Origin of the sequence: Agrobacterium sp. InxBP2 (assembly GCF_026191755.1) — a bacterium.
Lineage (GTDB): Bacteria > Pseudomonadota > Alphaproteobacteria > Rhizobiales > Rhizobiaceae > Agrobacterium > Agrobacterium pusense.
The window spans coordinates 56,220-70,015 of record NZ_JAINDY010000029.1; the positions used below are offsets into that span (position 1 = coordinate 56,220).

At 58.0% G+C, this 13,796-nt stretch carries 12 protein-coding genes; 5 read left to right on the forward strand and 7 right to left on the reverse strand.

Annotation, left to right across the window (positions count from 1 at the left end):
• Window positions 1–24: 24 nt before the first annotated feature.
• Window positions 25–1,953, reverse strand: a complete 1,929-nt coding sequence (locus tag K7A42_RS12850) for an ABC transporter substrate-binding protein (RefSeq protein WP_282455339.1) — start codon at window positions 1,951–1,953, stop codon at window positions 25–27.
• 195 nt (window positions 1,954–2,148) lie between these two features.
• On the opposite strand from K7A42_RS12850, the gene K7A42_RS12855 reads away from it, so the two are divergent.
• Window positions 2,149–3,162: a LacI family DNA-binding transcriptional regulator gene (locus K7A42_RS12855; protein ID WP_044459309.1), complete on the forward strand. Its 1,014-nt coding sequence runs from the start codon at window positions 2,149–2,151 to the stop codon at window positions 3,160–3,162.
• A 94-nt stretch (window positions 3,163–3,256) separates the two neighbouring features.
• On the opposite strand, the gene K7A42_RS12860 is transcribed toward K7A42_RS12855, so the two are convergent.
• From K7A42_RS12860 to K7A42_RS12885, 6 genes are read right to left on the reverse strand one after another with little or no spacing between them, the layout of a single operon-like run.
• A complete protein-coding gene (locus K7A42_RS12860) occupies window positions 3,257–3,931 on the reverse strand; it encodes a flavin reductase family protein (protein WP_162702270.1) in 675 nt (224 codons plus the stop codon).
• Between the two features lies 1 nt (window position 3,932).
• Entirely contained in the window at window positions 3,933–5,357 is a 1,425-nt protein-coding gene (locus tag K7A42_RS12865; protein WP_112554263.1) for a Xaa-Pro peptidase family protein, read from the reverse strand.
• A gap of 31 nt (window positions 5,358–5,388) precedes the next feature.
• Entirely contained in the window at window positions 5,389–6,210 is an 822-nt protein-coding gene (locus K7A42_RS12870) for an ABC transporter permease (protein WP_282455340.1), read from the reverse strand.
• Window positions 6,203–7,030 (reverse strand): ABC transporter permease, encoded by an 828-nt coding sequence (locus K7A42_RS12875; protein WP_269842511.1) that lies wholly within the window; start codon window positions 7,028–7,030, stop codon window positions 6,203–6,205. The genes K7A42_RS12870 and K7A42_RS12875 overlap by 8 nt, the downstream gene beginning before the upstream one ends.
• A gap of 9 nt (window positions 7,031–7,039) precedes the next feature.
• Window positions 7,040–8,080 carry an ABC transporter substrate-binding protein gene (locus tag K7A42_RS12880; RefSeq protein WP_269842512.1) on the reverse strand — a complete coding sequence of 347 codons (1,041 nt, stop codon included), beginning with the start codon at window positions 8,078–8,080 and terminating at the stop codon, window positions 7,040–7,042.
• 19 nt (window positions 8,081–8,099) lie between these two features.
• Window positions 8,100–9,215, reverse strand: coding sequence for an ABC transporter ATP-binding protein (locus K7A42_RS12885; RefSeq protein WP_416220912.1), 1,116 nt, complete (start codon window positions 9,213–9,215; stop codon window positions 8,100–8,102).
• Window positions 9,216–9,847: 632 nt separating this feature from the next.
• Between K7A42_RS12885 and K7A42_RS12890 the strand changes: the two genes are divergently transcribed.
• The 4 genes from K7A42_RS12890 (at window position 9,848) to K7A42_RS12905 (ending at window position 13,778) form a co-directional block, all read left to right on the forward strand.
• Window positions 9,848–10,783 (forward strand): ABC transporter substrate-binding protein, encoded by a 936-nt coding sequence (locus K7A42_RS12890; RefSeq protein ID WP_107341139.1) that lies wholly within the window; start codon window positions 9,848–9,850, stop codon window positions 10,781–10,783.
• Between the two features lie 3 nt (window positions 10,784–10,786).
• Window positions 10,787–11,641: an amino acid ABC transporter permease gene (locus K7A42_RS12895; protein WP_282455342.1), complete on the forward strand. Its 855-nt coding sequence runs from the start codon at window positions 10,787–10,789 to the stop codon at window positions 11,639–11,641.
• A 102-nt stretch (window positions 11,642–11,743) separates the two neighbouring features.
• Window positions 11,744–12,874 (forward strand): sugar phosphate isomerase/epimerase family protein, encoded by a 1,131-nt coding sequence (locus K7A42_RS12900; protein WP_112554255.1) that lies wholly within the window; start codon window positions 11,744–11,746, stop codon window positions 12,872–12,874.
• Window positions 12,875–13,028: 154 nt separating this feature from the next.
• Window positions 13,029–13,778 (forward strand): GntR family transcriptional regulator, encoded by a 750-nt coding sequence (locus K7A42_RS12905; protein WP_112416898.1) that lies wholly within the window; start codon window positions 13,029–13,031, stop codon window positions 13,776–13,778.
• Window positions 13,779–13,796 lie beyond the last annotated feature (18 nt).

Consider the following 13,796-nt stretch of genomic DNA (forward strand, 5'->3'; position numbering starts at 1 on the left):
TGATGCCGGAATGGAACGGTGGGATCAGGCCTTGAAAAAGGTTTCGGGGTTGGCGGGCCCGGGTGTGGGATATCCCCACGAATTCGGCATGGATTTGGGAACGTTCTGCATGTTGTTCTTCACCACGCCGTAACTGTCGCTGGGCAGGCAAACGCCGAAGACGTAAAACTGGTCGGCCGCGATCTCCAGTATTTCGGACATCAGCTTGCGCTGGACATCCGGGTCCGGCGAGCCCAGCACGCGGTCATAGCGTGACAATGCGTCCTTGACCGGCTGAGGCGGCTCGACCGCACCCTTGGAAGCAGGATCGCGGTACCACAATTGCCAGCCCTTGGCGTAGAGCGCCTCGGTCGTGTTGGGAATGAAATAGCGCGGATCGAGAATAGCAGCGATGCCGGCATTGCCGCCGAAGCGGTGTGCAGTGGCGTCATAGTCGATGCCCTGACGCACGCGCACCTCCCAAAGCGAACGGTCCATGCTTCGCATCTGCACGTCCACACCCACCACGTGAAACATCGGCAGCGCCAGCTGGAAAATGTCAAGGAATGTGGTTCGAGCCTGGTCGATCTCGAATATGACCGTCACACGCTTGCCGTTTTCATCCTGCCGGAAACCCTCACCATCCTTGGTGGGAAGGATCTTGTCGAGCAGCGCGTTGGCGGCGTCGGGGTCGTATTGGGTGAATTGCGTAGCCAGACGTTCGTTATAAAGAGGATCCTCCGCCCGCACGGCCGGTTGGGAGATCGTTCCCTGTCCGATGAAAACTGTATCGATAATCGCCTGCCGGTCCAGCGCCATTGACAGCGCAGCCCTGAAATCCCTGTTGCCGTAAAGCTTGCGTTTGGCTTCGTCAGGATGATTGAGATTAAGCTGGAAAACCATCTCATTGGTTTCGGTCGAGGTCAGCGTATATAAGCCAAACTGGCCCTGGTCCTGGGAGTCGTAAAGCACTGCCCGGTTTGCCGGCGTGGCGATATACTGGTCCATCAGATCGATTTCGCCCTGCATCGCCTTCAATAACAACACCTGTGCGTCTGCGACCATCTGGTAGACGATGCGATCAATGTAGGGCAGTTGATTTCCCTCGGTATCGACCTTCCAGTAAAACGGGTTGCGCTCGGCGACCGCACGGTCGGTGCTCTGTCCTGGCGCAACCGCCATCTTCCAGGCGTGGATTACGGGACGTTGCGAGTTCTGAAAGAACTCGTTGTCCACGACGAGGCCCGCTTCTCGCTGAAACAATTGAATCCAGCCAGACGCGCCCTTGGCCTTGGCTTCCTGTTCAGCATTTGGGTTGTACTTGATGTGGAATTGCTTGAGGTAGTGTTTCGGCGCACGGGTGGTCTGATCGTCGTTCGCCCATGCCAGCCGCAGAGGGAAAAGACCGTTGGGCGCGGCGAAAATCACCTTGAACGTTACATCGTCCAACGCCTCGAAGCGGGCCTTTTTTCCGCCCGCACGCAGATGGTTCTGGCCGATGTCGTTAAGGCCCTCGTAATTGAAGATGTCCTCGTACCAGAACATGATGTCCTCGGTAGTGAACGGCTGACCGTCGGACCACTTCATGCCCTTGCGCAATCTGAAGGTGAACTCCGTGGCGTCGGCATTGCTTTCGTAGTGCTCTGCGACATTCGGTACCACACCCGACCAGTCGGGCTTATATCGCAACAGCGGCTCGTAAGCCTGATATCGAAACAACATCGACAGGGACCCACCACCGACGATCGCGCTGTTCCAGTCACCACCATGTGTTCCGACGCGGTCAAGCGGCGTGATGACAAGCGGATTGAGCGGCAGGCGGTCCACAACGGCGGGCAGCTTACCCTCCCCGACCAAGGCGTCCAGCATGGCGGGGTCTTTGACGGCCGTGGTCTGCGCGAACGCTGGCAAAGCGGGTAGTATGACGGCAGCGGTGCTCGCAGCGAGAAACGCGCGGCGATTTAATCCTTGCATTTGTTTTCCTCCTCCAGTCACGCATCGCGGAATTATCTCTCCTCCTCAGGATAGATCCCGCGATTTTTCGGACGGCTGCGGTGCAAAAAAATAGCTTGCATCCCCGAATTTGTTTAGCTTGTATTATGTGATTTGTTAGGTAAAGCGTTATGTTTAATTTATTTTGGCACGAACTCCACGGCGGGAGGATGCGTTATGCGCAAAGTGACATTGCAGGACATCGCCAATCACACCGGCCTGTCAAAATTTGCGGTCTCATGTTCACTTTCAGGAAAAGCAGGAGTCAGTGAGGCGACGCGCAAGCGCGTCGAGGACGCTGCCGCGATGATGGGCTACCAGCGCCCGAAGCCCGCCGACGAGCAACGCGAAATCACTCTGATCTTTCACGATCAGGTCGATAGCGTGAGCTACGAGTTGCGGACGATGCTGCAGGACGGCATGCAGAAGGAGGCGCATCGACTAGGTCAAGCTGTACGGTTGCAGTGGACGCATGACGCCGACAGGGTCGAGGCGATGGTGAAAGATAGCGCAGGTATCATTCTTGTTGGGCCGCACGAACAAAAGACGCTGGACATTGTCAAAGCGTCGGGCTTGCCTTCGGTTCGACTGGGGTGGGTGCTTCCACTTGAACAGGCCGATCATGTAGGCGGCACGGACCACGAAGCAGGGATAGCGGTCGGCGATTATTTGTTTGGGCTCGGCCATCGCGACATCGCTTTCGTGCAGGGGCAGGAAGGCTATCGCGGTCGTATGGAGCGATATCACGGTCTGCGCGAAAGTTTAGAGCAACATGCCGATGCAAGACTGCATGTCCTGCGCTTTGACGAAGATGGAGGCTTTATCCCTGCGCTGCAAACTCTTCACACTGCAGGGATCGCACCAACAGCCCTGTTCTGCGCTCACGATGGGCTGGCGCTGACCGCTGTTTCCGAACTACTAGCACGTGGCTACCGCATACCAGACGACATGTCCGTTGTCGGATTTGGTGATTTTTCCGCTGCGACCCAAATATCTCCGCCCCTGACGACCATCAGGGTACAAGGGGGGGAGATGGGCGCTACAGCGATGCGGCTATTGTTGGAACGCATTGAGACAAGAGGGCAGCCGGTCGTCGCAAAACGCATTCTTATCGCCTCGACCTTTATCGAGCGACGCTCATCGGGGCCTGCCCCTAGACATTCGAAATGGTTGACTCCCTTCGAGCGATGAAAACAACCCGCTCTTAATTGGAATCGAACCGACGACGGATCAGGCTCTGAGCGATGCAGCTACCAACCGAAAAAGGCGCTGATGATCGAAGATTTTACTCAGCCGCGTCAGTTCCAGAGAGCCTTCGACTCTCCCATTCCTGGGGCGTCAACGTCTTGACGTCGAACTGGTCGCGGGTGCGGGTATAGGTGTGGCCACCCATGCGGCCAACGGCGTCCATCATCTGCTGGTCGATATGCAAGTTGGATGCGTTGACGGCATCGCTGCGCACGAAGACGCCGACGACCTCGCCGAGGATGATCTCGCGGGCAGGCCCCACTTGCAACGTCGTGTGACGACGGCACTCAAGTGCTGCGGGTGCCGCGAGAATGCGTGGGCTAGACACCATCTCACCCGGTACGGTTTCGAGCCCCGCCTCCTCCATCTCGTTGATGCCTGGACCGAATTTGATGGCGCAGATCTCCATCTGGTCCACGAGTGCGTTGTCACAGATATGCACCGTAAATTCACCCGTTTCGCGAATGTTGCGGGCAGTGTCCTTGAAGCGCATGTCTGCGTAATTTTCGACGCCGATCGCAACGATTGCCGGATCATGGGTCAGAACATTGAAGAAGCTGAACGGCCCGGCATTGTGGCGGCCGTCTCTGTCTGCGGTTGTTACAAGTGCGATCGGGCGGGGAATGACCGTGCCGATCAGGATCTTGTAGCGTTCGCGCTCTGTGAGCTTGGCGAAATCGAAATGGCTGTGAGCAACGGTCGTATCGGTCATCTCAGGCCTCGGCAGCAATGCGGTGGGTTTCAAGCGGAGTGTGGCGCGACAGGTTTTCAAACCCGTCTTTGGTCACGACATACATGTCACCGACATTGCAGCCGGCGGATAGCGGTTCGAGCCACTGGGTGTGGAGCACAAAGACCATGCCCTCTTCCATCCGATCGTAATTATGGGAGGAGATGTTGAAACTGTTCTGCCCGCCGGCCATGCCGACTGAATGACCGAGGTTGGGGTTATGCGGGCCGTGTGTCGCTGGATAGACATGCATGAGTGAGCGGCCTTGCGCCTCCCAGTCGATATTCTTGACATATTGGCGCGGAATGAGCCTTGCGCCGCCATCATCCATTGGCGCCCAGTTGTAGGGCATGGTGCGGGCTTCCGGCGACGCCAGCATGCCGCGCTCGATCATGGGCTCGAAGGCCGCATTGTTGACATCGCGCATCAAGGCACCCGGCCGGATCAGCATTTCCGCGCGCTTGACACCTTCGGTACAGGCGGCGAGCACCTCTTCCTGGCGCCTGGTGATCTCGCCGATTGCGATCATCCTTGCAGTCTGCGCAGTGTAGCCTCGGTAGGTCACGTTGGAGACATAGAGATTGATCAGGTCTCCCGATCGTACGACGTGCCCGTAAGGCTTGCCGCAATGGGTGCCAAACTCGTTGATGCCGATCTGGTAACCGTCACCGGTTTCGCCACCGAAGGAGAGTTGTGCCTGGGTGAAGGCAGCATAGATCTCGTGGTCGGTCACGCCGGGTTTTGCCACGTGATAGGCCGCCTGCGTGGCGATGCTGACCAGTTGGGCGGCGGCCCGAAACATCTCGATTTCGCGCGGCGAGCGGACCTTTTGCATGCGGTCGAGAATGGCATTGTCGGCAACGAACTTCACGCCTGGCATCAATGCGTCGAGACCTGCCCAGAAAATCAGCGAGGTGCGGTCGCCAATACGGCCGATCTGCGCTTTCGATAGTCCCATTCCTGCCAGCAGTTCGGCACATTTTTCTGCGGTCTTGATGACGCTGTCGCCCGGACGATCTGAATATTCCCGCCCGATGGGGCCAATCTGCCAGATATCCTCGACCAGCACCGGCTCGCCTCCCGGCGGCAGGAGCACGGACTGGGTAAAGAAGGACAAAAGCACCATTGGCTTGTCGACATCCGTCGGAATGATTAGCACGCCTTCCCGCATCCAGTCGCAGATATAGCGCAGATAGTGGTTCGACGTGTGAAACCAGCCCACACCGCCAGTATGAACAATCAGGGCGTCATGTCCGGCCTCCACTGCCTGGCGGCGGATACGCCGCAGACGATCCTCGAATTCCTCGACCGGGAGGGGCAAGGGCGCTGCGAAATCGAAATCCGGCTGAAAGTCGGCGAGCAACGAGCCGATGCGATAGGCTCCTGTTCTGGTGGCGGTCATGTTCATGGGCTATTCCTTCCAATATTGTTCTTGTTCGTCAGGCCTGTCGCGTAGGCGCCAGCACCCGCCTTGCCACCAGCATCACCACCAACGTCAGGCCGATCAGCAGGCCCGACATGGCGGCAACGCGCACATCGAGCGATTCCTCAATCAGGGCAAACATCCTGAGCGGCAGCACTGTCGTCTGCGCGTCGGCCAGGAAGAGCGAGACGGAAACGTTGTCGAGCGACTGGATGAAGACGAGGAATGCGCCAGCGAGGATGCCGGGTGTCAGCAAGGGCAGGATCACGCGCCTCAGTGTGGTGAACCACGTAGCCCCCATTACCATCGAAGCCTCTGCCAGCGAAGGATTGATACCCTGCGCGACGACCGAAGCGGCGCGGTACATCAAAGGCCCAAAGACCACCACATGGCCGGCGACAGTCAGCCAGAGCGAAGGCTGCAAGCCAACGAAATTGGCGACGATCAGCGCAGCCAGACCATAAACGAGGCTCGGCAAGACCAGCGGGGCGAGGAGCAACGGCTCGATTGTGTTGACCGACCGACGGTGCAGCCGGGCCATGCCGATCGTGGCGGGCACCGCAAAGAGCAACGAGCCAAGAACGGCAAGGCCTGCGATCTTCAGCGAGTTGCCGGCGGCAATATGTTCGGTCCCGGAGCGGATAGGATCGAGCAACGCCTCATACCAGCGCAGCGAAAAACCCTCCGGTGGGTATTTGAGCGTCTGTCCTGAAGTAAACGACATGGTGATCGCGATGACGATCGGGGCCACGAGATAGATCAGGCTCAGGCCGCCGAAGCCGAAGACGAATGCCTTGTAGAGGATGGCGGGGACCGGGTTTTCGGATTTTCTACGCATGGCCGACGAGCCTCCGGTGACGGGAAATCATGGTCATGGCGACGAGCAGGATGCCGGTTGACATGAGGAGCACGACGGCGATCGCAGACGCCATCGGCCAGTCGAACAGCGTGCCGACCTCGCGGTAGATCAATTGCGGCACATAGACGTTGCGCGCGCCGCCGATCACCGCCTGGGTGACGAAGGAAGCACTGGTGCTGGCAAAGACGAGAATCCAACCGGCCAGAAGTCCAGGCAGCATCATCGGCAACAGGACCGTGACAAGAATGCGCCATGGCCCGGCGCCCGAAACCTGCGCAGCTTCGGTATAGGTGACGGGAATGCGCGACAAAATCGCCACCAGCGGAAGGATGATCAGCGGCAGGTCGATCTGGCACATGGCCATCACAAGCCCAAGTTCCGTCGACATCAACGTGAAGGGACGGTCAGTCAGCCCAAGCGCCACGAATGTTTCGCTGATCGGGCCCTGCCGTCCGAGAATCACGATCCAGGCAAAGGTGCGAACCACGTTGCTGGTCAACATAGGGATCAGCGTCAGGAAAATGATAATCTGACGCGTGGTCTTGCCGCTGTGCCAGTAGAACAGCGCGATCGGCACACCGAGCAGCGTCGTGGTGACGATGGTCTGCACCCCGAGCTTGGCGGTGTTGACGAGAACGCGATAATTGAACGCATCGCCGAGAAAGCGCGCATAATTGTGCAGGGACAGGCCGTCGGGTCCAATAAAGCTGAACCCCACAAGGACGGCGAGCGGCGTCGCGAAGAACGCCAGCGACAGCAGAAGCATCGGGATAACGTAGGGGAAGCCGCTCGCTTTCATGGTGCTACCTCAACCAGCCACGAGGGCGTCGAACTGGCGGATCCATTCCGGCCGGTTCTTGTTGATGGCAGCCCAGTCCGGATAGACGAGAGAGGCAAGCTGTTCGCGCTTCACATAAGCCTCGATGCCAGGTGTCAGCTCCACTTCCTTGTTCGTCGGGAACATTTCCTGTGGCGGCATCTTCAGCTTGTCTTGGGCGGCCTTCGAAATCGCTGCGTCCATATAGGCGTAGGCAGCGTCGACGTTTTTGGCGCCCTTGGTCAGATGAATGTTGACAGGGGCTGCAGGCGAGCCCGTCTCCGGCTGGACGAATTCGGCCTTCAGCCCCATAGCCTTCAGCTTGGCGACGTTGCCGGTCGAGCACATGAAGACTGCAATTTCGCCCTGCTGGAACAGCGTCATCTGGTGGTTCGTGCTGGCCACCACGCCCTTGATCTGTTCCGGGTGTTCCTTGAACAGCTTGAAGACAGCATCCATGTCGGCGGGGCCTGAACCAAAAATCTTGGCGATCTGGGTATAGGCCATTACGCCTGTATTGGAGGCAAAGCCTGTCCACGAGACCAAGCCCTTATAGACCGGGTTTTCAAAAAGATCGCGGTAGCCCTTCGGCGCGGGTACGAGATCGGGATTATAGGCAATGCCGTTGACCTCTACCGTGACGGTCGGGCCATATTCACCCTGGAAGGCCGGATCGAGCATTCCCCAATTTTTCAGCTTCGAAGTGTCGATCTTCTGGATGAGGTCGTTCTCGATCGCGATGGCCATCTGACCGGGCGACATGAGAAGCGTGTCGTAGGGCGGGTTGCCGGGGCTTGCAATCACCTTGGCGAGTTGGTCCTGCGCCATTGCCGGAGCGACCGTCAGATCGAAGCCGGCCTCCTTCACGAGTGGCGTCAGCACGGTGCGATAGCCGTCTTCCCAGTTGCCTGGGAAGGTCGCGGCAACCGCCGTGCCACCAGCCGCACGGGCGGCGAAAGGAACGGTCGCTGCCACGGCCGCACCGGCGGCAAGCAGTCCGAAACGGCGTCTTGTGATGTTGAAGTCTTGCATCTGTTCACCTCTGTTGTTGTTATTCACGGAATGCTTCCGGCTCGCTCGGAAAGGCGTGACACCTCATGGTGTCTATCTCGGCAAAGAGCTGTGCTCCCGGCTCGGGAATGAAGGTCGAAGGTGCGCGGACCTCCGAGGAACGAAGGTTTGTCCCGTCTTCGAGAAGGAGATCATGGACAAGGGTGGGCCCAAGCGGCACTGACACGGTCAGTCGCGCCGGCAGGGCCGATGCGCTCGAGGTCGCAGACAGACGTACGTCTTCGGGACGGAAAGTGACCGTCACCTTCGAGCCTGTGGTGAAATTCAGGCGGCGGGGGAGAACGAGAGCCTTGCCATTGGCAAGCGTGACCAGGGTTGCCTCGGCATCCAGGCGATCCACCGTTCCATGCAGTACATTGGCCTGGCCGATAAACGTATTGACGAACAGCGTTTTCGGCCGGTCATAAACGGCCATCGGGGTGTCGATCTGCTCGACATTGCCCTTGTTCATCAGCACGAGACGACCTGCCAGACTTTGCGCCTCCTCCTGGTCATGCGTGACGATCAGTGTGGTGATGCCCAGCGTCTTCTGCAGATGGAGAAGCTCGACCTGCAGGTCGAAACGGAGCGCCCGGTCCAAGGCACCGAAGGGTTCGTCGAGAAGCAGAAGCGAAGGCCGTCCGGCAATGGCACGGGCCACCGCCACGCGTTGCTGCTGACCACCGGAGAGCTCACGCGGTAGCCGATGACCAAACCCTTTCAACCGTACGAGCGAAAGCATCTCCTCGACCCGTTCACGCCGCTCGGAGCGCCCAACCTTCTGGCATGCCAACGGATAGGCGATGTTCTCGGCGACCGTCAGGTGTGGAAACAGCGCATAGTTCTGGAAAACCATGCCTATACCGCGCGCACGGGCCGAAACATTGGCAAGGTCTTCTCCACCGAGCTGGATCACGCCGCTTTTCGGCTGGATCAGCCCCGCGATGGCCCGCAACACCGTGGATTTGCCGCAGCCGCTCGGTCCGAGGAGTGCGACAATCTCACCAGCGTTCATCTCGAAAGAGATGTCGCTGATCGCGTTCTGTCCACCGTAGCTGTGGGTCAGGCCACGAACGCTGAGCTGCCTGCCTTCTGATGCATTCGAGGCCTGCGACATGAATGTCCCCTTGGTTTGCGCCTGAACAGACGAGGACGTGGCTCTCGTATTCATCAGGCGGAGATGTGGTTGATCGGCAATTTTGAGCTCGCGCTGGTCCATGGGAAAGGAATTGCAAGCTGCGTGCCAACTACGCTTCCAACACCGAACTGATGGTAGCAACCACATGAATATATGTAATTATTTTTGTTTTAAGTTATTTCGCAACTTCATAATTATGAAAAATCGCAAACCATCTGGAATTCATTAATTGTGCAGCCTTGATAGATGACGGTGATTTGTTGGGCAGAGCTTTGGCTCATGAGCTCTTGAATCGTATCAGTATCGGAGCTTTCTCGACGACCAAGGCACCGTATCCGTTCTTAAAAATCTTAAGATTATAAATATTTTTCAATAGGTTAAATGTTGTTACTGTAAACGAATGATCCGACAACGCCATGCGGGCTATTTTTTCATCACATACTTTCGAATATTCATGCGCAACTTAGTTCGTAGATTAAGTTGATTCTACGGCGTACAAAATAAATCAATAAAAACATATATATAAAAACCATCACCCCGAACTGGCATGCTGATTGCATCACCCAATCTTGAAAATTCACGACAATAGAAATGTGAAGAAGGGGTTCCGCATGCATAGTTTCAAGAAGACCGTCACAGCCGCCCTGGCAGGCATCGCCTTTGCTCTCCTCTCCTCAACCACGCAGGCCGCAGAAGGCACGCCCGTGAAGATGGTGCCTGAGGAGGATGTGGGGAAGCTTCCGGGCATCGCCTTTAATCAGCAACTGTCAGACCGTCTGCCTTCTGAGATCAAGGAAAAGAAGGTGCTGAAGGTTGCGACGGATCTGACGCCGCCAATCAGCTTCCAGGACGAGGCTGGCAAGCTGATTGGTATCGATGCCGATCTAGCGGCGGCGCTAGGCGTCATTCTCGGCATTGATGTGCAGATGACCAATGTCGGCGCGGGCGCAGCCATCGTTCCCGCCGTGCTCTCCAAGCGGTTCGACATCACGCTTTCCGGTATCAACGACGATGTGGAACTGGAAAAGCAGGTCGATGTCATCGACTACATGTATGACGCAACAACCATCATGACGGTCAGGGGCAATCCGCTCGGCATCAAGAACATGGAAGACCTCTGCGGCAAGAAGGTCGCCGTGCCGGTCGGGACCTTCCAGAACAGGCTGGTCGTTGCCGCCTCGGCAAAATGCAAGACCGCGCCCATCGAGATCATGTCCATCCCGAAAATGCCTGACGTCCTGCAGGCCGTGCGAACGGGCCGCGCCGATGCGACCGTCAACGGTTACGCAACGAGCGTCTACACCACCGAGAAGCAGACCGGCAAAGGCGTCGGCCTGCAAGCCTTGCCCGATGTCCGCCTCGCCGTCGGTTATCTTGGCATGCTGGTCTCGAAGGACAATCCACAGCTCCGGGATGCCGTGATCGCCTCGCTCCAACACATGGTCGACAGCGGCGCCTATCGGGCCATCATGGAGAAATGGAGTCTTGGCCCGCTTGCCGTGAAGACCGTCAAGTTCAACGATGCTGCCTCCATGCCGGTGGAATGAGCCATGGCACTCTTTGCTCAACCGATCAGCATGACCATCGTGCCTCCAGTCCGCAGGCCGATACTCTGGAGGCAGGTCGCAACCGGTAGCATTGCGATCCTTGTGCTGGCCCTCATGGTCCTGGCTATCGGGCGCAATCAAAGCGTCCAGTGGAGCGAGATCCCGCGCTACATGATTGACCCCGTCATTCTTGGCGGCGTCGTCCTGACGCTCGAACTGACAGCCGGCGCCATGGTCGCCGGCATCGTCATCGGTTGCCTCGTTGCCATCATGGCGACGAGCCAGAACATCGTTCTCAAGGCGATCGCCGTCGCCTTTGTCTGGTGGTTCCGCGGCGTACCGCTGATCGTCCAGATCTTCTTCTGGTTCAACATCGCGCTCTTCGTCCCCGAGATCGGATTCGGGTCCTGGTCGGTTTCGGTAAACGACATCGTCACACCCGCCTTGGCCGGCTTCCTGGCGCTTGGTCTGCACGAGGCGGCAAACATGAGCGAGATCATTCGGAGTGGCCTGAATGCCGTGGATCGTGGACAGCGCGAAGCCGCATCGTCTCTGGGCCTCAGACCATTGCAGACTCTGCGAACGGTGGTCCTCCCTCAGGCAGTGAGGCTGATCATGCCGCCGACCGGAAACCAGGCGATCGGCATGCTGAAGGCAAGTGCCATCGTTTCCGTCATCGGCATGCAGGATTTGTTGACACAGGCGCAGGCCATCTACGCCCGCAACTTCCTCGTCATCGAACTCCTGTGCGTTGCCTCGCTTTGGTATCTCGGGATCACCACGATCGCCTCCATCGGCCAGCACTATCTGGAACGGAAGCTTGCACCAAAAGGCCGCTCGAACAGCGGCAAAAATTGAGCTTCGGGGCGCCAGCGCGCAGTCAATGACGCCAGAAAATCAACCAACCAAGGGATCGCCACTGCAGCGCATCCCATCAGGAAACATCAAGGAGAGACCATTATGAGACTGGGTATCGATAGCCAGAAGCTTCCCGAGTTCGTGAAACGCGGATCGCTCGCAAGCCTTGACCTTGTCAAGGAGCTTGGCCTTGCGGGCCTGTTCTTCCCGACAGTTCTCGACATGAGCCCGACGCTCGACAAGGGAGTCCTTCGCGACATCCGCGAGAAAGCCGATGAACTGGGGCTCTACCTCGAAAGTGGCGTCGGCAAGATCAATCCCTATTGCAGTGCCGAGGCTCCGGAGTTCCGTGCGATCGGCGATGGCGACGTCATTCTGGGCTTTACCCGCATGATCGAGGCAAGCGCCTCCATCGGCTGCCGCGAACTATGGATCTCGCCGGGCAATTTCAAATCGGAGTATCGTGGCAGGCTGGCAAACGACCGCTTTCGCACCGACGTCACCTGGAACGAGCAGTTGCTGGCCATCGAGAAGGTCCTGCTGAAACTTGCTCCCGTAGCGCGCGCCAATGGTGTCCATCTCAATATGGAAACCCATGACGAGATTACGTCCTTCGAAATCCTCAGGCTGATCGAAAAGGTCGGTGAGGATTGCATGGGCGTTGTCTTCGACACGGCCAACGGCCTGCAGCGCGGGGAACATCCGGTTTACGCCACAAGACGCGTCGCGCCATACGTTCGCCAGACCCATATCAAAGACGCCTATGTGGGCCGCGCTCCGGGCGGCCTCGATTTCCAGACCCGTCCCGTCGGTCACGGGATCGTGGATTTTGCCGCGATCGTTCCAATCCTGGCCGCGGCGAACCCGGATCTTAATCTCTCATTGGAAGTTGCCGCCACGGTCGAAGACAAGCCGCGCAAGGCCAATCCACGTCAGTGCATCGAGATTGACGACCCTGCGTGGCGCGCTGCGCACCCGGACCTCGATGCCGAAGAGCTCGACGCCTATCTCTCGCTCATCAGCGCTTTTGAAAAGCGTGTTGCTGCTGGCGAGATCCCGGATTGGGAGACCTATGAGGCGATCAACTACGGCTACCCGTCCTATGCAAAGCAGGCCTATGGCTTCGACGCGGCCATCGTCTTCATTCGCAATTCGGCCAGGCATATCGAGACCATCTGCGCCGATAATGGCATCGATCTTTCCCCATCCGTGGCAAAACGGCAGGCAGCCTGATTTCGAACCACGCGATGACGGTAGAGATCTCTGCCGTCATCGTGCAAGACCCAAGATCAAGTGGATTTCCAGCGCGTATCAATGTACGCAACAATATGTGTATGGATGTAATCAGATCGAGCGACCGACCGCTCGAATGCATGCGGAGCAGGACATGAAGAAGACCCGTCGGCAGACCCCGCGATCTGCCCCCAAGGCGCCGAGCACCGCCGAAGCGGCAGAAAATGCCAATGACGACGTCTCCGAGCGCATTCGCACGACGCTTGCCACTGCCATCGGCGAAGGCGCTCTGAAACCCGGCACAAAGATCCTCGAAGATGCCATTGCCGACCATTTCGGCGTCAGCCGCACCGTGGTTCGTGGCGCGCTCGGCGTGCTGGAAAGCGATCATCTGCTGGAACGCAAGCGCAACCGCGGCACTTTCGTCGCAGAACCGGGCATCGAAGAAGCCAAGGCTCTATTCGAGGCACGCCGCAAGATCGAACACGCGATCCTCGACCTTGTGATGGCCCGCGCCACCAGCGAACAACTCGATGCACTGGAAAAACTGACCGATGAGGAAGAGCATATTCACCATCACGGCGACGAAAAGTCGAAGACGGTGCTTTCCGGGAAATTCCATATCGTCCTGGCGGAGCTTGGCGGAAATGCCGTCATGACCGAAATGCTCTCCAAGATCGTCGCGCGCCTGTCCCTCGTCATGGCGCTCTATGAAGAAGACAAGAAGGACGACTGCGGTGCCGACCACCACCGCATGATCGTCACTGCGCTGAAGGCGAAAGACCTGGCGAAGGCACAGCAGTTGATGGACCATCACCTCGCCGATATCGAGGGGCGGGTAAGGCTGACCGAAGGCCAAGGCGATCGCCATACCTTCCTGGCAGTGCTGGAGAGCTTTTCCTGACCAGCTTTTGCTTTTTAG